This is a genomic window from Ferrovibrio terrae (assembly GCF_007197755.1).
Taxonomy (GTDB): Bacteria; Pseudomonadota; Alphaproteobacteria; order Ferrovibrionales; family Ferrovibrionaceae; genus Ferrovibrio; species Ferrovibrio terrae.
Window position 1 is genome coordinate 2,506,720 of the sequence record NZ_CP041636.1, and the last position, 18,394, is coordinate 2,525,113.

Here is an 18,394-nt window from a genome sequence, read left to right on the forward strand (position 1 = left end):
CATGCGATACGTCTCCACCCGTGGCCAGGCTCCCGCTCTCGATTTCGAGGGCGTGCTGCTGGCCGGCCTGGCAACCGATGGCGGCCTTTATGTGCCGGAAAGCTGGCCGCAGTTTTCGGCCGCCGACTGGCGTGCCATGCGCGGGCTCAGCTATGCCGAGATAGCCTTCAGGGTCATCAAGCCCTTCATTGGCGGCAGCATTCCTGACGCTGATCTCAAGCAGATGATTGCGGAAGCCTATGGCACCTTCGGCCACAGGGCGGTCGTGCCGCTACGCCAGAGCGGCGACAATGACTGGGTGCTGGAGCTGTTCCACGGCCCCACGCTGGCTTTCAAGGATGTGGCACTGCAGCTGCTTGGCCGGCTGTTCGACTGGGCACTGACCCGTTCGGGCAAACGGGCCACCATCGTCGGCGCCACCTCGGGCGATACCGGTTCGGCGGCCATCGAGGGCTGCCGCGGTCGCGCCAATCTCGACATCTTCATCATGTTCCCGGACGGCCGCGTCTCGGATGTGCAGCGCCGGCAGATGACCACTGTTGCCGACAGCAATGTGCATGCCATCGCGCTGGAAGGCACCTTCGACGATGCCCAGTCCATGGTGAAGGCGCTGTTCAACGACGCAGCCTTCCGCGATTCCGTTGGTTTAACGGCGGTGAATTCGATCAACTGGGCCCGCGTGATGGCGCAGATCGTCTATTACGTGACGGCTTCGCTCAGCCTCGGTGGTCCGGATCGTGCGCCGGCGTTTTGCGTGCCGAGCGGAAACTTCGGCGATATCTTCGCCGGCTACTGCGCCGCCAAAATGGGCCTGCCGATCTCCAAGCTGATCGTGGCGACCAATCGCAACGACATCCTGGCGCGCTTCTTTGCCAGTGGCGACTATCGCAAGAGCGGCGTCGAGCCGACCATCAGTCCGAGCATGGATATCCAGGTGGCGAGCAATTTCGAACGCCTGCTGTTCGACATGCATGGCCGCGACGGCGCGCAGATCCGCAAGCTGATGGGCGAGCTTGACCAGAGCGGCGGTTTCACCGTTTCGCCCAACGCACTGGCCGAGACGAAGCAGCTATTCGCCGCCGGCAAGGCCGACGAGGCCGCGACCAAAGCCATGCTGAAGACGGCCTTCGAGGCCGGCAATGGCCTGCTGGTCGATCCGCATACGGCGGTGGGGCTGGTTGTGTCTGCTGAACAGCGCAAATCAGGTGCCCTGCCGGTGGAAACCCCGCTGATCACGCTGGCGACGGCCGATGCCGCCAAGTTCCCTGATGCGGTGAAAGCCGCAACCGGCCGTCATCCGCCCCTGCCGCCGCGTATGGCCGACCTGTTCGAACGGCCCGAGCGCCAGACTCTCCTGAAGAACGATTATGCCACGGTGCGTAATTTCATTGAAACGCGTAGAGTAAAAGCATGACAGTCAAGATCAGTACACTTTCCAATGGGATGCGGGTGGTCTCCGAGGCCATGCCGCTGGTGAAAACCGTTTCGGTCGGCATCTGGGTCGATGCCGGGGCGCGCGACGAGACGTCGGAGATCAACGGCGTCGCGCATATGCTCGAGCATATGGCCTTCAAGGGCACCGAGCGCCGTTCGGCCCGTGCCATCGCCGAGGAAATCGAAGCGGTCGGCGGCCATCTGAATGCCTTCACCTCGCGTGAGCAGACCGCCTATTACGCGCGTGTGATGGCAGAGGATACCGGCCTTGCGCTCGATATCCTGTCCGACATCCTGCAGCATTCCGTCTTCGATGCCGAAGAGATGGAGCGCGAGCGCGGCGTCATCATCCAGGAGATCGGCCAGTCGGAAGATACGCCCGACGACATCATTTTCGATCATCTCCAGGAAACCGCATTTCCGGCGCAGTCGATGGGACGTTCGATCCTGGGCACGGTCGAGCGCGTCTCCGGGATGCAGCGCAGCGACCTGCAGGGCTTCCTGGATCGCTTCTACCATGGCCCGAGCCTGGTTCTCGTCGCCGCCGGCGCCGTCGATCACGACATGCTGATGGCCGAGGCCGAAAAACTTTTCGGCGGCTTCAACCGCTCGCCGCGTCCGTCGCAGCAGACGGCAAGCTACAGCGGTGGCGAAAAGCGCGAAGTGCGCGACCTTGAACAGGCGCATGTCGCCATCGCGCTCCCCGGGCTCGCCTTCGACGATCCCGATTATTATGCGATGAAGGTCTACGCCACGGTGCTGGGCGGCGGGATGTCGTCGCGGCTGTTCCAGGAAGTGCGCGAAAAGCGTGGCCTGGCTTATTCGGTTTATGCCTATCCGGCCTCCTACCGCGATGGCGGTCTGATGACGATCTATGCCGGCACCGGCGGCGAAAAGCTGCCGGAACTGATGCCGGTGCTGGCAGACGAACTGGGTAAGCTCTGCAGTCGGGTCGATGACGACGAGCTGCAGCGCGCACGCGCCCAGCTCAAGGTCGGCCTGGTCATGTCGCTGGAAAGCTCGGGAGCGCGCATCGAGCAGCTGGGCAGCCAGATGCTGCTGTTCGGCCGGCCGCTGAATATCGACGAAGTGCTGGCCTCGGTCGATCGCGTCGATGCCGCGGCCGTGCGCAAGGTGGCCGAGCGCGTGATGCGCACGGCGCCGCCTGCGGTGGCAGCGTTAGGGCCCGTCGAGCAGCTGGAAAGCTACAACCGCTTCGCCGCACGGTTCGGCTGAGGCGAGAGAGGCGGGGAGGGGGGACATGCTGTTCGGCCGCTTCCTTCCCCCGCTTGCGCCCATCCTGCACGGCGAGAAGCTGTATCTCCGTGCACCCGATATCAGCGATTACGACACCTGGGCGACATTGCGCGCGGTCAGTCGCGACCATCTGCAACCCTGGGAACCGACCTGGGCGGAAGACTCGCTGAGCCGCGAAGGCTATCGCCGCCGGCTGGCCTGGTTCGAGCGGCTGCGCCGGCAGGAGCATGGAGAGGCGTATTTCATCTACCTGCGCCGCAATGATGGGCTGGTCGGCGGCATCACGCTGTCAAATATCCGCCGCGGCGCTGCGCAATGCGGCGAACTGGGTTACTGGATCGGCAAGCCTTTCGCCGGACAGGGCCATATGGGCGAGGCGCTGGCGGTGATGCTGCGGCATTGCTTCGAGCTGCTGAAGCTGCACCGCATCGAGGCAGCCTGTCTGCCGGAAAACCTGCCCAGCCGGCGACTGCTGGATCATGCCGGTTTTCGCAGCGAAGGCCTGCTGCGCGAATATCTGAAGATCAACGGGGTCTGGCGCGACCATCAGCTCTATGCACGGCTGGCCAACGATCCGTTGCCCCTGCCGTCCCCGATACCTGAGCCGGGTCCGATCCGGGCCTGATCAGGCGTGTCCTGCGGTGGTCGACAGTTTGGCGACGTCGATACCGATCTTGCGCACGGCCCGATCCCACAGGCCATCCAGATGGGAATCGAACAGCAGCTCGAAGTCGGCCGGAACGGCCAGCCAGGCGTTTTCCTGGATTTCGGAATCGAGCTGGCCCGCGCCCCAGCCGGCATAACCAAGCGCAAACAGGCTGTGTTGCGGCCCGGTGCCCGTGGCAATCGCACGCAGCACATCCAGTGTCGCGGTCAGGCCGATACCGATGGCCTCGTCGATCTTCACGCTGCCCTGGCGCATGTAGTCGGTGGAATGCAGCACAAAGCCGCGACCGGTTTCGACCGGGCCGCCCAGGCGTACGACAATGTTGTTGTCCGCCGTCGATTCTATGCCGAGCTGGGTCAGCAGATTGGGAAAGGTGAGGCCTGGATAAGGCTTGTTGATCACCAGCCCCATGGCGCCTTCGGCATTGTGCGAGCACATGTAGATCACGGTACGCGCAAAGCGCGGATCCGCCATGCTCGGCATGGCGATCAGCAACTGCCGTTCCAGATAGCCGGAAATCTCGCTCGTGCTGGTCATACCCACACTCCGGTTTCACCCGAATGTTACCCCACCGGATCGACTTGTCTACATTGCCGGCTGGGAACAGGTCTTGCAATTGATGGGCCAGTAGACAGACTCGGGTCATGACCAACGCCGTCCGCAGCCTCGGCTCGCTTGCCGGGATAATTATTGCCGTAATCCTGTCGGTTTGCCCCGGCATGGCTGCGCGGGCGCAACATCTGCAGCTTCCGAATGCTCCTGTCAGGATTGCCCTGATTCAGGGCAGCGGCGATGAGGCCGGACTGCAGATTCAACTGTCGCCGGGATGGAAATTCTACTGGCGCACGCCCGGTGAGGGCGGCGTGCCGGCGCAGTTCGACTGGACGGCATCGCGCAATGTGACGCGCGTCGATGTGGCCTGGCCGGCGCCAAGGCGCATCCTGATCGGCAAGACCGAAATCTATGGCTATGGCGGCGAAGTGGTATTGCCGCTGCGCGTCGAGCGCCTGGATAGTGGCGTTCCGTATGGTCTCGATCTCATGCTGGAATATGGCGTGTGCAAGGATATCTGCATCCTGCGCAATGACCGCCTGCTGCTGCGCAGCCAGGACAGCGCGTCGACCCAGAACCAGCTCCTGATCGCGAAATGGCGCGCCCGCGTGCCGCAGCCGGCAGCACAGGCCGGGGTGCAGCTTGTCTCGCACCGCCTCAAACCCGACCGCCTGATGGTGACGCTGCAAAGCCAGACGCCCCTGCATGAACCGGAGCTGTTCGTGGAGGGGGCACCCGACAGCTGGTTTGGCCGGCCCGTGGTCAATCTGGCCGCGAACGGCCAGGAGGTGCGTTTCGATCTGCCGGCGACCTATTCGCCCGACAAGGCGAACCAGCTCCTGCGGTTGACGCTGGTCGACCGGGCCCTGCAGGCCGAACTGGTGCTGCCGCCCTGATCCCCTGTAATCCCTGTCTGTATTCTGGGGCAGACCCCTTGTTTCACCGCGCCGGGCGGATCATTTTACCCGCGCCGTATCCGCGGCGCTGTACCGGCCAATATTCAAACTGATAACGAGGAAACCATGACCATCAAGGTTGGCGACCGTATCCCCGATGCCACGCTGTACGTGATGTCCGAACAGGGCCCGCAGGCCGTGAAGGCCGCCGAATTCTTCAAGGGCAAGAAGGTTGCGCTGTTTGCCCTGCCGGGTGCTTTCACGCCGACCTGCTCGGCCAAGCACCTGCCGGGCTTCATCGAAAAGTATGACGACCTGAAGAAGAAGGGCGTGGAAACCATCGCCTGCCTCTCGGTCAATGACGCCTTCGTGATGGGCAACTGGGGCAAGGCCCAGAATGTCGGTGACAAGGTGGTGATGCTGGCTGATGGTTCGGGCGAGCTGACCAAGGCGATCGGCATGGAATTCGATCTCACCGCCCGCGGCATGGGCGTGCGCTCGCAGCGTTACTCGATGCTGGTCGATGATGGCGTCGTGAAGCAGCTGAACCTGGAAAAGCCTGGCGCCTTCGAAGTGTCGGACGCGAATACACTGTTCAGCCAGATCTGAACGATCCGCTTAATGCAAAGCCGGTCCGGGTTTACCGGGCCGGCTTTTTCTTTTTCGGCTTGAAATCTTCGCCGGCGATTTCGATGGCGGCATTGCGCGCCAGAACGTCGACGCGCTCATTCTCGACATGGCCGTCATGGCCGCGCACCCAGTGCCAGCTCACCTTGTGCGGCGCGACGGCCTCTTCAAACCGCTGCCACAGATCGACATTCTTCACCGGCTTGCGGTCGGCGGTTTTCCAGCCGCGCGCTTTCCATGAGCGCAGCCAGCCGGTGGCGCCGTCGATCACATAGCGGCTGTCGGAATAGAGTGCGACGGTGCAGGGCTTTTTCAGGGCCTCAAGGGCCATGATCGCCGCTGTCAGCTCCATGCGGTTGTTGGTGGTGTCCAGTTCGCCGCCGGCGAGTTCCTTTTCGGTCTCGCCGCGCCGCAGCAGGGCGGCCCAGCCACCCGGACCCGGATTGCCGAGGCAGGCGCCGTCGGTGAAGATTTCCACGCTCTGCGGATCAGACATTGCTAGCGTTCGATGCCGTAGGCCGAAGCGCCCAGCACCTGGCGGTGGAATTTCAGCTTCTTCCAGTATTCCAGCGGGTCCTTCGGCTTTACCAGCGCGCCGGGCACCTGGTTGAGCCAGTCATAAAGCCGCGTCAGCAGGAATCGCAGCGCCGCGCCGCGCGCGAACAGCGGCAGCGTATGCACCTCGCCATCGGTCAGCGGCCGTACGCTTTCATAGCCGCTCAGCAGCGCCCGCGCCTTGGTGACGTTGAAGGCGCCATCGGCCTCGAAGCACCAGGCATTCAGGTTGATCGCCACTTCGTAGGCGAAATAGTCGTTGCAGGCGAAATAGAAATCGATAAGCCCGCTGAAAGTTTCGCCAATGAAGAAGACATTGTCGGGGAACAGGTCGGCATGGATCACGCCATGCGGCAGCGGCCTGTCGCCGGCGCGGCCGGGCGTTTCCGGCCAGGCGGCTTTCAGCGCGTCGTATTCACGCGCGATGTCATGGGCAAGGCCGGGCATCACGCTGTCGGCCCTGGCTTCGCAATCGGCCACCAGCTTGGCCCAGCCATCCACGCTCAGGGCATTCGGCCGGTGCAGCGGGAAGTCCTTGCCGGCCAGATGCAGCCGCGCCGTGGCGGCGCCGAGTTCCTGGCATTGTTTTGCAGTCGGCTTTTTCGGCCAGACGCCGTTGAGGAAGCTGATAATGGCGCAGGGGCGGCCGGCCACTTCGTTCAGCAGGTTGCCGTCGCGATCATGGATCGGCGTCGGGCAGGCCAGTCCCTTGGCGGCGAGATGGTCCATCAGGCCGAGGAAATAGGGCAGGTCATCGCGCTTCACCCGGCGCTCGTAGAGCGTGAGGATGTAGCTGCCGGTTTCGGTGCCGAGCAGGTAGTTGGAATTCTCCACGCCTTCGGCGATGCCCTTCACCGACAGCGCGCAGCCAAGCTCGTAGCGTTGCAGCAGGGCATTGAGCTGCGTCTCGTCGATTTCGGTGTAGACGGCCATGGCGGGTGCGGTTCAGGCGGCGGAAGCGTCGAGGGCAACAGGCAGTTTGAACTGCACGGATTCAGTGGCGGTGGCGATCTCGCGCACCGTGACGTCGTAGCGTTCGCGAAAAGCGGCGATCACTTCCTCGACCAGCAGTTCGGGTGCGCTGGCGCCAGCCGTGATACCAACGGATTTGACGCCTTCAAGCGCCGTCCAGTCGATCTCGCTGGCGCGCTGCACCAGCAAGGCAATGCGGCACCCCTCGCGCTTGGCGACTTCCACCAGGCGCAGCGAGTTGGACGAATTTGGCGCGCCGATCACCAGCACGGCTTCGCTATGCGCGGCGATCGCTTTTACGGCAACCTGCCGGTTGGTGGTGGCGTAGCAGATGTCTTCCTTTTTCGGACCCTCGATCTGCGGGAAGCGCTGCTTGAGTGCTGCGATGATATGCGCGGTGTCGTCGACCGACAGCGTCGTCTGCGTGATATAGGCGAGTGGCTCGCTGGCGGGCACCTGCAGGCTGGCGACATCGGCCACGGTTTCGATCAGCAGCACGGCGCCGGGCGGCAACTGGCCCATGGTGCCGATCACTTCCGGATGACCGGCATGGCCGATCAGCACGATCAGGCGGTTTTCGCGATGGTGCCGTTCGGCTTCGCGGTGCACCTTGCTGACCAGCGGGCAGGTGGCGTCGAGGTAGGAGAGCTCGCGGGCCTCGGCGTCGGCCGGCACCGATTTGGGCACACCATGTGCCGAGAACACCACATGGGCGCCGGCGGGCACTTCATCGAGCTCGTCGACAAAGACGGCGCCCTTGGCGGCCAGGCTGTCGACCACGAAACGGTTATGGACGATCTCATGCCGGACATAGACCGGCGCACCGAAGCGCTCCAGGGCGCGTTCGACGATCTGGATGGCGCGGTCGACGCCGGCGCAGAAGCCGCGCGGCGCAGCCAGCACCAGGGAGATCGAAGGGCGGTCGGTGGAGGTCATCGGGCGGCGTGTCACTCGGGTCCGGGCATCGAATCCAGGCCTCAATCAGCCATTTCATTTCAACGGCTTGCAGACCTGTCGCTTGTTTCGGGCAGGCCCCTCTTCTATACAGGATGGGCCCGGGAAACTGTGCCGGGCAAGCTAATACACTCGCCTCGCGAAGGAAAGGCCGCCCGGATACGCCGGTGCCGTTCCGCTCGCCCCGCCGCCCTCTACCTGCCGGACCGGTAAGCGTCTCGCCATGACCCTGCATTCCTTCCGTTTCCCGCTCATTGCCCTGACCGCCGTTGTGCTGGCTGGTCTGCTGTCCGCCTGCAGCGGCAGTTATCAAACCCGCGTGCCGCCCTGCCCGCGGGTCGGCATCCTGGGCGATGCGAACAAGGCGACCCAGTATCGCGACGGTCCGGGCCGCGACCTGACCGATGTCACCTTCGAAACCGAGTTGCTCGATTTCAACGGCAGCTGCAAATACGAAGACAAGCAGGCCACGGTGGTGATCAGCTTCGTTCTGCAGGTTGGCGCCGCGCGCGGCCCGGCCGCCAGCCAGGCCGAAGCCCAGGTGCCGTATTTCGTCGCCGTGGTCGACAAGCAGCAGAATATCCTGTCCCGCAACCGGTTCGTCGCCCGCATCCCGTTCAAGGACGGGCAGCGTCGCGTCATCGTCGCCGACGAGTTCGAGCAGGTTCTGCCGTTGCAGGGTCGCCCGACCTTCGATTACGAAATCCTGGTCGGCCTGGAAATTCCGCAGGACCAGCTGAATCGCATCCGCCAGCAACGCGGTTTCTGACGCCTGTCATGGAGCGCATGCGCAACCTGCTGCCGGGACTGACGGTCGCCGCCACAGTGGCACTTGCCGTCGGCTTTATCTCCGAACATTACGGCGGTCCGCCATTCCTGCTCGCGCTGCTGCTCGGCATGGCGTTCAATTTCCTCAGCACCGACGCGCGGGTCCGGCCCGGCATCGATCTGTCGGCGCGCACCGTGCTGCGCATCGGCGTTGCCCTGCTCGGCATCCGCATCACGATGGATCGCATCACCGAACTCGGCCCGATCCCGATCTTGCTGGCGGTCTGTGGCGTGACGGTCGCCATCGGCAGCGGCCTGCTGCTGGCTCGGCTGGCTGGCCGCAGCCGCGAGGAAGGCCTGCTCTCAGGCGGTGCCGTCGGCATCTGCGGCGCGTCGGCAGCAATGGCGATCTCGGCAGCTTTGCCGCGGTCGCCGCAGGCCGAGCGCCTCACACTGCTCACCGTGATCGGCGTGACGGCGTTTTCCACCATCGCCATGATCATCTATCCGGTAATGGCCTCGATGCTGGGGCTGGATGAAACCGCGTCCGGCGTGCTGTTCGGCGCCACGATCCATGACGTGGCGCAGGTGCTGGGCGCGGGCCTCACCGTATCGCCGCATGCCGGCGATGTGGCGACCTTCGTGAAGCTGATCCGCGTGGCCTGCCTTCTGCCGGTGGTGGTCGGCATCGGCCTGATCTATCGCACCCGCGCCGCCGGCACAGGCACGCAGACCCAGCCGCTGCTGCCGCATTTCCTGCTCGGCTTCATCGCGCTCGTCGTGCTCGGCAGCGTGATCCCGCTGCCGGCCGTTGTGGTGAGCAGCGTTTCGGAAATCTCGCGCTGGTGCCTGCTGGTGGCGATCGCAGCGCTTGGCGTGAAGACGTCGTTTGCCGAACTGTTCGCGCTGGGCTGGAAACCGCTGGCGCTGATCCTGGCAGAGACGCTCGTGCTGCTCTGCTTCGTGCTCGCAGGGCTATTCCTGTTCTTCTGAACCGCCGTCCTTAGCCCAGTCCTCGGCCCAGTCATGCAGGGCCATCAGGTTCGGCTGCAGCCGACGCGCCGCCTCTGTCAGGACATAGCCCCGGCCGCCGTCATGCACCACCAGGCGGGCCGCCCGCAGTTCCTTGAGCCTCTGCTGCAGCACCGTGGGCGAAACGCCGTCGCAGGCCGCCTGCAGGGCCCGGAAGGTCAGCGGCCCTTCCTGCAACTCCCACAGCACGCGCAGGCCCCAGCGGCGCCCCAGCAGGTCCAGCAGGGCCATGATTGGGCGGCCAGTGGCCGAACCGCGGACCGGCTGACGGGGCAGGGGGGATTTGGTGGGCATTTCCAGTCCTTGTGCTACTGATTTAATAGCATTATCTTGCTACTGAAATCATAGCACAACAGGAGGACCGACACCATGGCCCGTCTCGCGCCGCTCACCCAGCCCTATCCGCCCGAAGCAGCCGCCGAACTGGCGCAGATGCCGGCCGATATCGCGCTGTTCCGCACCGTGGCGCATAACCCGCGCGTGCTGTCGCGCTGGCGCGGCGGCGGGTTGCTCGACAAGGGCTCGATCACTTTACGCCAGCGCGAAATCCTCATCCTGCGCACCACGGCGATGCTGGGTGCGGAATACGAATGGAGCGTGCATGTGGCGTTCTTCGCGGCGAAAGCCGGCTTCACCGCGGCAGACGTCCGCGCGACCGTGCGGGGAACAGCAGCCGACTGGAAGGATGATGAAGCCATGCTGATCCGGCTTGCCGGCACGCTGGTTCATGCCGCGACCATCGACGATGCGCTCTGGCAGGAGGCCGTGGCCTATTTCTCGCCGGCGCAGATGATCGAAATCATTGCGCTGGTCGGCTTCTATCACATGGTCTCGTTCACCGTGAACGCCACCGGCGTGGCGCTCGAACCCGGCGCGCCGCGCTTTCCTGCAGCTTAGTAGGCCAGAGCGCAGCCATCCTTGCGCGGATCCGAGCCGGCCTGCAGCACGCCATTCGCGCGGTCGATCAGGATGGCCTGACCGCCGCCATGCGGCATCTCGGCCTGCTTGATCTCGTGGCCCAGATTGGCCAGGCCCAGCAGCACATCCTCGCGGATGCCGCGCTCGGCCTCGAACTTGCCGGCGGTATGGAAGCCGCGCGGGCAGTCGATGGCTTCCTGCACATTCATGCCAAAATCGAGGATGTTGGTCAGCACATGGCTCTGGCCGACCGGCTGGAAGCCGCCGCCCATCACGCCGAAGGACAGCCAGGGCTGGCCGTCCTTCAGCGCCATCGCCGGGATGATGGTGTGCAGCGGCCGCTTGCACGGCTCGACGCAATTCAGATGCCCGGGTTCGACCTTGAAGCCGGCGCCGCGATTCTGCAGCAGCACGCCGGTCTTCGGGCTGGTCAGCGCCGTGCCATAGGGCCAGAACAGCGAGTTGATGAAGGAGCAGGCATTGCCCTCTTCGTCCACCACGCTGAGATACACGGTGTCGCGATAGGACTGGCCGCCGACGGGGCCCGGCGGATTCATGGCTTTCTTCAGGTCGATGCGGCCACGCAGCTCGTCGGCGAAGTCCATCGACAACAGCTTCTGCATCGGCACATCGGCAAAGGCAGGGTCGGCCACGTAAAGATCGCGCGCCTGGAAGGCGAGGCGGGTGGCCTCCGCCTCGATATGGAAACGCTCGACGCCGACCGGATCGTATTTGCTTAAGTCGAAGCCGCTCAGGATATTCAGCATCAGCAGCGTGATGATGCCGACACCATTCGGCGGGATTTCGAGGATCTCGACGTCCTTGTAGCGCGTGGCTATAGGATCGACCCAGAAAGCCTCCTGGGTGGCGAAGTCTTCCAGCGTATGCGTGGCGCCCAGACCGCGCAGATAGGTCACGATGTCGTCGGCGACCCAGCCGGTATAGAAGCCATCGCGGCCCTTGGCGGCGATCTCGCGCAGCACCTTGGCATGCTCGGGCTCGCGGAAGGTCTCGCCGAATTGCGGCGGCCGGCCGTCCTTCAGCCACATGCGCGCGGTATTGGCGTCGGCCTTCAGCTTGGCCTCGTTGCGGCGCCAGTCGGTGGACACACGCTCGGTGACCGGGAAGCCCTCCTCGGCAAACTTGATCGCCGGCTGCAGTAATTCGCCGAGCGGCATCTTGCCGAATTTCGCATTCAGCTTGGCCCAGGCATCGACGGCGCCGGGAATGGTGACGGCATGCGGCGAGGTAAGCGGGATTTCATTCAGGCCCTGCTTGATCAGCAGGTCGGCGGTCAGTCCCTTCGGCGCACGGCCCGAGCCGTTCAGACCATAGACCTTGCCGCCTTTTTTCGTATTGGTGCCGGCCGGCGCGTAGAGCACGAAGTTGTCACCGCCGATGCCGGTCGAACCGGGTTCGACCACGCCCTGCACGGCGCAGGCGGCGATGGCCGCATCCGTGGCGTTGCCGCCGCGTTTCAGAATCTCGATGGCGGTGACGGTGGCGAGGCTGTGCGAGGTGGCGGCAGCGCCATGGCGGCCCATGGCCACCGAACGGCCAGGCAGATGCAGGTCACGCATGATGATCAGAACTCCGGAAGTAAACTTGCGAGCGCGAGCCTACACCAGAGTTCTCAGACCGTCACAGGTGTTGGTCAGATTTCATCCCAACCTATATTTCATCCCTGCGTGCGCGCTGCTTTGCGAAAGAATCCGCCGCCTGCGCCTCTTCGCGTTCGCGCTTGCGCAATTGGTACAATTGGTCCCGCCCGGCGTCGTACTGTTTCGGCCAGGTCACGCCGCGCCAGTCGTAATCGGCGGCAGCGTGCAGGGTGAAATACGGATCGGCCAGATGGGGCCGCGCCAGGGCGCAGAGATCGGCGCGGCCCGACGCCACGATGGTATTGACCTGATCGGCAGATGTAATGGCGCCGACGGCAATCGTGGCGATGCCGGCCTCCTGCCGGATGGCATCGGCAAATGGCGTCTGGAACATGCGGCCGTATTGCGGCTTTGCCTCGATGGTTGTCTGGCCGGCCGACACATCGACCAGATCGCAGCCATGCGCCTTCAGCATTTTTGCAATCTGGACCGACTCTTCAAGCGACAGGCCCTCCGGTACCCAGTCGACCGCCGAGAGGCGCACCGAGATCGGGCGTTCCGCCGGCCAGGCAGCGCGTACCGCATCGAAGACTTCGAGCGGAAAGCGCATGCGGTTTTCCAGGCTGCCGCCGTAGTCGTCGATCCGCTGGTTGGTCAGCGGCGAAATGAAGGTCGAGAGCAGATAGCCATGGGCGAAATGCACTTCGATCATGTCGAAGCCGGCCGCGATCGCCAGCCTGGTCGCAGCGACGAAATCGTCGCGCACGGCCTCCATGTCGGCCCGCGTCATGGCGCGCGGCACCTGGCTGTCGGGGTAATAGGGCAGGGCCGAGGGCGCGACGATCTCCCAGTCTTCGCCCTTCGGCAGCGGGCGGTCATAGCCGCCCGACCAGGGCAGCGTGGTGGCGCCCTTGCGGCCGGCATGGCCCAGCTGCACGGCGATCTTCGCCTTGCTGTTGCCATGCACGAAATCGGTGATGCGGCGCCAGGCCTTGGCCTGCTGGTCGTTCCACAGGCCGGTGCAGCCCAGCGTGATGCGGGCCTCGGCGGCCACATCGGTCATTTCGGTGATGATAAGGCCGGCGCCGCCGACGGCGCGGCTGCCCAGATGCACCAGCGTCCAGTCATTCGGCAGGCCTTCCTCGACCGAATACTGGCACATCGGTGAGACCACCACGCGGTTCTCCACCGTCATGTCGCGCAGGCGGAAGGGCGTGAACATTGGCGGCGGCGGCGAATTACCGCCCGGCACAGCCGTGCCGAGCTGCCTGGCTGCTTTCTCGGCGAACCAGCGGTCGATCTGGCCGATGAAGGCGGGATCGCGCAGACGCAGGTTTTCGTAGGTGATGCGCTTGGAGCGCGACAGCAGGCTCAGCGCCAGCTGGATTGGCTCGAATTCGCGGTAGCGGTCGGTATGCTCGAACCATTCCAGCGACACCTGCGCCGCATGCTGCAGGATCGACACCTCGGTCTGCCGGGCCTCTTCAAATGCCTTGAGTGCAGCCGGAATGGACGGATGGCCGGCATTCAGCGCACGGCTGAGCGCGATGGAGTCTTCCATGGCGAGCTTGGTGCCGGAACCGATCGAGAAATGCGCGGTGTGCACGGCGTCGCCGATCAGCACGACATTCTCATGCACCCAGCGTTCGCATTTGATCGTCGGGAAGGTGCGCCAGAGCGACCGGTTGGTGAGCAGCTTGTGGCCCTTCAGCTGCTTCGCGAACAGGGTTTCGCAATAAGCAGTGGTGTCGGCCTCGCTCGCCTTGTCGAGGCCGGCGCGCTGCCAGGTCTCTTCCGTCGTCTCGACGATGAAGGTCGAAAGGCCGTCTTCGAAGCGATAGGCGTGGACCTGGAACAGGCCGTGCTGGTTGGCCTCGAAGATGAATGTGAAGGTGTCCAGTGGCAACGTCGTGCCTAGCCAGACGAATTTGTTGCGGCGCCAGTCCAGGCTCGGCTGGAAGGTCTGCTTCCAGGTATCGCGCACAAGGCTGTTGATGCCGTCGGCGCCGACCAGCAGGTCACAGTCGCGGCGTAAGGCTTCGAAATCCTGCTGCTCGCTGCCGAATTTCAGGATGACGCCTTCGGCAATGCAGCGCTCCTGCAGGATATGCAGCAGCTTCTTGCGGGCCAGGCCGCAGAAACCGTGACCGCCGGAACGGATGGTCTCGCTGCCGGCCACCACGTCGATTTCATGCCAGTAGGCGAAATTCTCGCGGATCGCCTGCGCGGTCGTGGCATCCTCGGCCAGGAACTGGTTCAGGGTTTCGTCGGAAAACACCACGCCGAAACCGAAAGTGTCGTCGGGCTGGTTGCGCTCGCAGATGGTGATCTGGTGGCCGGGATCGGCCTTTTTCATCAGCAGAGCCAGATACAGGCCGGCCGGACCGGCCCCGACGATGGTCATGCGCATTGGATTACCCCTGGATTTCAGGCCGGCCGGTTTCCGACGGAACCGGACACTCTCCGAATGCAATATATTTTATATTTAAAATAATTTCCGGCAAGCGGCTCTTTTGCCGCAGGGTCAGAAGAAGGTCAGCGGGCGCGGGAGGCGGTCAGGCCGAAGGCGGCCAGCGCAATGCCGAAACAGATGCGCGACAGTTCGCCCGGTGATAGCGGCACGAAACCAAGATAGCGGTAGCGGGCGAGCTCGGCGAAGGCGAGCGCCAGCACGCCGAGCAGCAGCCAGCGCGCCGGGGCAGGGCGGTGACGCAGGCCGACCAGAACCGCGAGCATCAGAATGCCGAGCAGGATCAGTGGCAGCGGCAGGTTGCCGAGCGGCAGGCGGTCGGCGGCGACTGCAATTGCCACGGCGATGGCTATACCCGTGTACAGGGTGATGCGTTTGGAACCGGGCGGAATGATCAGGCTGAATATGGCGCCGAGCGCGATGGCGACCAGGCCCAGGCTGAAGGCCAGATAGCGCAGGTCCGATTCCAGCCCTGCCAGGACCGACCAGCCTGTCAGGGCGGTTAATTCAGCCAGCGCGATCGCCGTATGCAGCGCCGCGCCGACGCCCCAGAAGAATGCAGCCGGGATCGGACTGCGGGCCACCAGAACCAGACACAGGATACCGCCAAGCAGATAAACCATTTGGGCGATCAAGGCGATGTCAGGCATGGCCGCACTATGCCGACGCGACCGGGCTGCCGCAAGCCGCCGCCGAGTGGCTGGGAAGGCGGCTGAAAATGCGGAAAAAGCCGTTGCAGATGCCCTGTTTGGCGGGGTTGACGCCTGCCGGGGGTGGGGCTATAACCCCGGCCTCGATTTGGCCGCAAGGCATCTTAGAAACTATCGGAAATTCCAAGCTATGGCTCAGCATAAGTCCGCGGAGAAGCGCGCCCGCCAGACCAAGAAGCGCACGGCCGTCAATCGTGCCCGTCGCAGCAAGGTGCGCACCGCTGTGAAGTCCCTCGAAACCGCAATCGCCTCGGGCGATAAGGCTGCCGCAACGGCCGCTCTGAAGAAGGCGCAGCCCGCCCTCGACAAGAGCGTCAGCACGTCGGTGGTCCAGAAGCGCACTGCCTCGCGCAAGCTGTCGCGTCTGAACGCCCGCGTCAAAGCTATGGCTTGATTTTGTCGGCCGCGTCAGCGGCGGACACGAGCTGTACTGCATAAGAACATCGCCCGTCTGTTTTTGCAGCGGGCGATGTTTTTTTATGCGTCTGCGAAGGACGATTTACGCGGCAGGTATGTTCGCGGACGTTTTATCAGCAAGGGGATTAGTTCGTGCGCTATACGCCCAGCGCGTAAATTCGCAGCGGCAAGTTCCAATTCTGCAACAGCTAAAAATATTTTTCGGGGAGTCTTCATCTGTCCGCTTGCGTGGCCCTGATGATTTCCCTTTAATGCCCCGGCTGCCACTTGTTAAAGAACTTTCGAGACCGCCTCGCGTAGCAGGAAATTTGTTCCGCATTCGGGGATGAGCCTCAGGGCACAGTGTTGAAAATCACTGTTTTGCAACTGACAGCACGCGTGACGAAAACATAGACTTGAAACAACAAAACGTAACGCGAGGTTGGGGATGTTGGCTTCGGTAATGGCGGGGGATAAAGACTATGCTGGCGATATCTCGACGACCGAAGCCTGGAACCAGCTGGCGAACGACCCCAACGCGCTGCTGATCGACGTCCGCACCCAACCTGAATGGAGCTTCGTCGGTTCGCCTGATCTGGGCAAACTCGACAAGCGTCCCTTATTCGTGTCCTGGCAACTATATCCCGAGATGAGTGTGAACGAGCGTTTTGCCGATGAATTGCGCAGCCAGGGTGTGAAGCCGGGCCAGGCGCTGTATTTCCTCTGCCGTTCGGGTGCCCGCTCGCGCGCCGCCGCCAAGGCCATGACGGCCGCCGGCCTCGGCCCCTGCTACAATGTTGCAGGCGGTTTTGAAGGCGATCTGGATGGCGAAAAGCATCGCGGACGATTGGGCGGCTGGAAGGCTGCCGGTCTCGCCTGGCTTCAGAGCTGAGGTCGGTCATGGTCAAGTCGTCTCAGCCGCAGCCGCACTCTGTCTCCATGTCTGACATGTCCGACAATCAGCACCCCGCTGTGCCGGGCGAACCGCTCGATGTGCAGTGGCAGCGGGTTCGTACCCGCCTGCGCGTGTCGTTCGGCGATGCCGCCTTCAATTCCTGGCTGAAGCCGCTGGCGCTGGCCGATGAAGGCCTCGCCAAGGACGGCGATGTGCATCTCGCCGTGCCGACCCGTTTCATGCGCGACTGGGTTGCCAATCATTACAGCGAGCGCCTGCGCGAAATCTGGCGTCTGGAAAATGCCGATGTGCGCCGCGTGATCATTCACGTCCGTCCGACCGCTTCGCTGCAGCCGCAGCAGGCCGGCAAGGCCATGGCGGCGACCGTGCCGGCCATCGAGCCGGGTGCCCCCTCGGGGATGACCGGCCGTCCGGGCTCTGCCTCCTCGGCCGCGCCGAGCCGTCCCGCCCTGCAGGTGCGCGACATGGACGATGTCGAGCGCGAGCTTTCCGCGCCGCTCGATCCGCGCTTCACCTTCGACAGCTTCATCACCGGCAAGTCCAACGAACTGGCCCGTGCCGCCGCGCTCCGCGTGGCCGAAAGCCCGACCGTGACCTACAATCCGCTGTTCCTTTATGGCGGAGTCGGTCTGGGCAAGACCCACCTGATGCATGCGATCGGCTGGCATATCCGCCAGCGCTTCCCCGAGCGCCGCGTGGTCTATCTCTCGGCCGAGAAGTTCATGTACCAGTTCATCCGCGCCTTGCGTTTCAAGGACACGATGGCCTTCAAGGAGCAGTTCCGCTCGGTCGACGTGCTGATGATCGACGACATCCAGTTCATCGCCGGCAAGGAAAGCACCCAGGAAGAGTTCTTCCATACCTTCAACGCGCTGTGCGACCAGAACCGCCAGATCATCGTCTCGGGCGACCGCTCGCCGTCGGACCTGGAAGGCATCGAGGAGCGCATGCGCTCGCGTCTGGGCTGGGGTCTGGTCGCCGACATCCATCCGACCGATTTCGAACTGCGCCTCTCCATCCTGCAGGCCAAGGCCGAGAAGAATGGCCTGACCAATATTCCGCAGGATGTGCTGGAATTCCTCGCCCGCCGCATCACGTCGAATGTGCGTGAGCTGGAAGGCGCACTGAACCGCATCTCGGCCTATGCCAGCCTCGTCGGCAAGCCGGTCACCGTCACCTCGGCGCAGGAAGTGCTGCAGGATCTGCTGCGCGCCAACGACCGCAAGGTGACGATCGAAGAGATCCAGAAGCGCGTGGCCGAGCATTACTCGATCCGCTTCGCCGACATGCACAGCCCGCGTCGCGCGCGCGCCGTGGCGCGTCCGCGCCAGGTGGCGATGTATCTGGCCAAGCAGCTGACTTCGCGCTCCTTGCCGGAAATCGGCCGTAAATTCGGCGGCCGCGACCACACCACGGTGATGCACGCCGTGCGCAAGATCGAGGAGCTGCGCGAGATCGATGCCGCCTTCGCGGAAGACATCGATTTGCTGCGCCGCAAACTGGAAAGCTAATTTTTCAGCAAAATCCAGTAAAATCAAATAGATAGACTTTGCAAGGGCTCGCCGGACAGGCGGGCCCTTCGCACATGCAAAAACGACGCCCGAAGGGGCAAATGCCTCGCGTACAAAAGGGGGCTTTGATATACTTAACAGACTCGGCAGCTCCTGCC

19 protein-coding genes are annotated in these 18,394 nt (G+C 63.7%); 11 read left to right on the top strand and 8 right to left on the bottom strand.

What is annotated here, in order from left to right:
• The first annotated feature begins 1 nt into the window (after nucleotide 1).
• Genes thrC through FNB15_RS12225 form a run of 3 tightly spaced genes read left to right on the top strand, consistent with a single transcriptional unit; the run spans nucleotide 2 to nucleotide 3,316 of the window.
• Nucleotides 2–1,414 carry a threonine synthase gene (gene thrC / locus FNB15_RS12215; RefSeq protein WP_144068967.1) on the top strand — a complete coding sequence of 471 codons (1,413 nt, stop codon included), beginning with the start codon at nucleotides 2–4 and terminating at the stop codon, nucleotides 1,412–1,414.
• On the top strand, nucleotides 1,411–2,670 hold the full coding sequence (locus FNB15_RS12220; RefSeq protein ID WP_144068968.1) for a M16 family metallopeptidase: 1,260 nt from the start codon (nucleotides 1,411–1,413) through the stop codon (nucleotides 2,668–2,670). Before thrC ends, FNB15_RS12220 begins: the two co-directional genes overlap by 4 nt.
• A 25-nt stretch (nucleotides 2,671–2,695) precedes the next feature.
• A complete protein-coding gene (locus FNB15_RS12225; RefSeq protein ID WP_144068969.1) occupies nucleotides 2,696–3,316 on the top strand; it encodes a GNAT family N-acetyltransferase in 621 nt (206 codons plus the stop codon).
• Here the strand turns inward: FNB15_RS12225 and FNB15_RS12230 are convergent, their stop codons facing one another.
• Nucleotides 3,317–3,895 (bottom strand): YqgE/AlgH family protein, encoded by a 579-nt coding sequence (locus FNB15_RS12230; RefSeq protein ID WP_144068970.1) that lies wholly within the window; start codon nucleotides 3,893–3,895, stop codon nucleotides 3,317–3,319.
• 107 nt (nucleotides 3,896–4,002) lie between these two features.
• Here FNB15_RS12230 and FNB15_RS12235 point away from each other — a divergent pair, with 107 nt between their 5' ends.
• Together FNB15_RS12235 and FNB15_RS12240 are read left to right on the top strand one after the other, a co-directional pair.
• A complete protein-coding gene (locus FNB15_RS12235) occupies nucleotides 4,003–4,806 on the top strand; it encodes a protein-disulfide reductase DsbD domain-containing protein (protein ID WP_144068971.1) in 804 nt (267 codons plus the stop codon).
• A 126-nt stretch (nucleotides 4,807–4,932) separates the two neighbouring features.
• Complete coding sequence (locus tag FNB15_RS12240; RefSeq protein ID WP_144068972.1) at nucleotides 4,933–5,415, top strand: peroxiredoxin; 483 nt, start codon at nucleotides 4,933–4,935, stop codon at nucleotides 5,413–5,415.
• A gap of 31 nt (nucleotides 5,416–5,446) precedes the next feature.
• On the opposite strand, the gene rnhA is transcribed toward FNB15_RS12240, so the two are convergent.
• The 3 genes from rnhA to ispH are packed head-to-tail and all read right to left on the bottom strand — an operon-like array spanning nucleotide 5,447 to nucleotide 7,896.
• On the bottom strand, nucleotides 5,447–5,929 hold the full coding sequence (gene rnhA, locus FNB15_RS12245) for a ribonuclease HI (protein ID WP_144068973.1): 483 nt from the start codon (nucleotides 5,927–5,929) through the stop codon (nucleotides 5,447–5,449).
• Nucleotides 5,930–5,931: 2 nt separating this feature from the next.
• A complete protein-coding gene (locus tag FNB15_RS12250; RefSeq protein ID WP_144068974.1) occupies nucleotides 5,932–6,921 on the bottom strand; it encodes a homoserine kinase in 990 nt (329 codons plus the stop codon).
• Nucleotides 6,922–6,933: 12 nt separating this feature from the next.
• Nucleotides 6,934–7,896: a 4-hydroxy-3-methylbut-2-enyl diphosphate reductase gene (ispH, locus tag FNB15_RS12255; protein ID WP_144068975.1), complete on the bottom strand. Its 963-nt coding sequence runs from the start codon at nucleotides 7,894–7,896 to the stop codon at nucleotides 6,934–6,936.
• A 241-nt stretch (nucleotides 7,897–8,137) separates the two neighbouring features.
• Here ispH and FNB15_RS12260 point away from each other — a divergent pair, with 241 nt between their 5' ends.
• Entirely contained in the window at nucleotides 8,138–8,683 is a 546-nt protein-coding gene (locus FNB15_RS12260; protein ID WP_144068976.1) for a hypothetical protein, read from the top strand.
• An 8-nt stretch (nucleotides 8,684–8,691) separates the two neighbouring features.
• Nucleotides 8,692–9,675 carry a YeiH family protein gene (locus FNB15_RS12265; RefSeq protein ID WP_144068977.1) on the top strand — a complete coding sequence of 328 codons (984 nt, stop codon included), beginning with the start codon at nucleotides 8,692–8,694 and terminating at the stop codon, nucleotides 9,673–9,675.
• On the opposite strand, the gene FNB15_RS12270 is transcribed toward FNB15_RS12265, so the two are convergent.
• On the bottom strand, nucleotides 9,658–9,945 hold the full coding sequence (locus FNB15_RS12270) for a winged helix-turn-helix transcriptional regulator (RefSeq protein WP_221932640.1): 288 nt from the start codon (nucleotides 9,943–9,945) through the stop codon (nucleotides 9,658–9,660). The genes FNB15_RS12265 and FNB15_RS12270 overlap by 18 nt on opposite strands.
• Before the next feature lie 138 nt (nucleotides 9,946–10,083).
• Here FNB15_RS12270 and FNB15_RS12275 point away from each other — a divergent pair, with 138 nt between their 5' ends.
• Entirely contained in the window at nucleotides 10,084–10,611 is a 528-nt protein-coding gene (locus tag FNB15_RS12275) for a carboxymuconolactone decarboxylase family protein (RefSeq protein WP_144068979.1), read from the top strand.
• Here FNB15_RS12275 and ggt read toward each other — a convergent pair.
• From ggt to FNB15_RS12290, 3 genes are all read right to left on the bottom strand, one after another.
• Nucleotides 10,608–12,212: a gamma-glutamyltransferase gene (ggt, locus tag FNB15_RS12280; protein ID WP_144068980.1), complete on the bottom strand. Its 1,605-nt coding sequence runs from the start codon at nucleotides 12,210–12,212 to the stop codon at nucleotides 10,608–10,610. The two genes, FNB15_RS12275 and ggt, sit on opposite strands and share 4 nt — an antisense overlap.
• 91 nt (nucleotides 12,213–12,303) lie before the next feature.
• The gene (locus FNB15_RS12285) at nucleotides 12,304–14,643 is read right to left on the bottom strand and encodes a bifunctional salicylyl-CoA 5-hydroxylase/oxidoreductase (RefSeq protein WP_144068981.1); all 2,340 of its coding nucleotides are present in this window, start codon (nucleotides 14,641–14,643) and stop codon (nucleotides 12,304–12,306) included.
• Between the two features lie 125 nt (nucleotides 14,644–14,768).
• Nucleotides 14,769–15,353: a hypothetical protein gene (locus tag FNB15_RS12290; protein ID WP_144068982.1), complete on the bottom strand. Its 585-nt coding sequence runs from the start codon at nucleotides 15,351–15,353 to the stop codon at nucleotides 14,769–14,771.
• A 190-nt stretch (nucleotides 15,354–15,543) separates the two neighbouring features.
• Here FNB15_RS12290 and rpsT point away from each other — a divergent pair, with 190 nt between their 5' ends.
• The 3 genes from rpsT (at nucleotide 15,544) to dnaA (ending at nucleotide 18,236) form a co-directional block, all read left to right on the top strand.
• Entirely contained in the window at nucleotides 15,544–15,807 is a 264-nt protein-coding gene (rpsT, locus tag FNB15_RS12295) for a 30S ribosomal protein S20 (RefSeq protein ID WP_144068983.1), read from the top strand.
• 465 nt (nucleotides 15,808–16,272) lie between these two features.
• Complete coding sequence (locus FNB15_RS12300) at nucleotides 16,273–16,701, top strand: rhodanese-like domain-containing protein (protein WP_144068984.1); 429 nt, start codon at nucleotides 16,273–16,275, stop codon at nucleotides 16,699–16,701.
• Between the two features lie 56 nt (nucleotides 16,702–16,757).
• The gene (dnaA, locus tag FNB15_RS12305; protein WP_144068985.1) at nucleotides 16,758–18,236 is read left to right on the top strand and encodes a chromosomal replication initiator protein DnaA; all 1,479 of its coding nucleotides are present in this window, start codon (nucleotides 16,758–16,760) and stop codon (nucleotides 18,234–18,236) included.
• Nucleotides 18,237–18,394 lie beyond the last annotated feature (158 nt).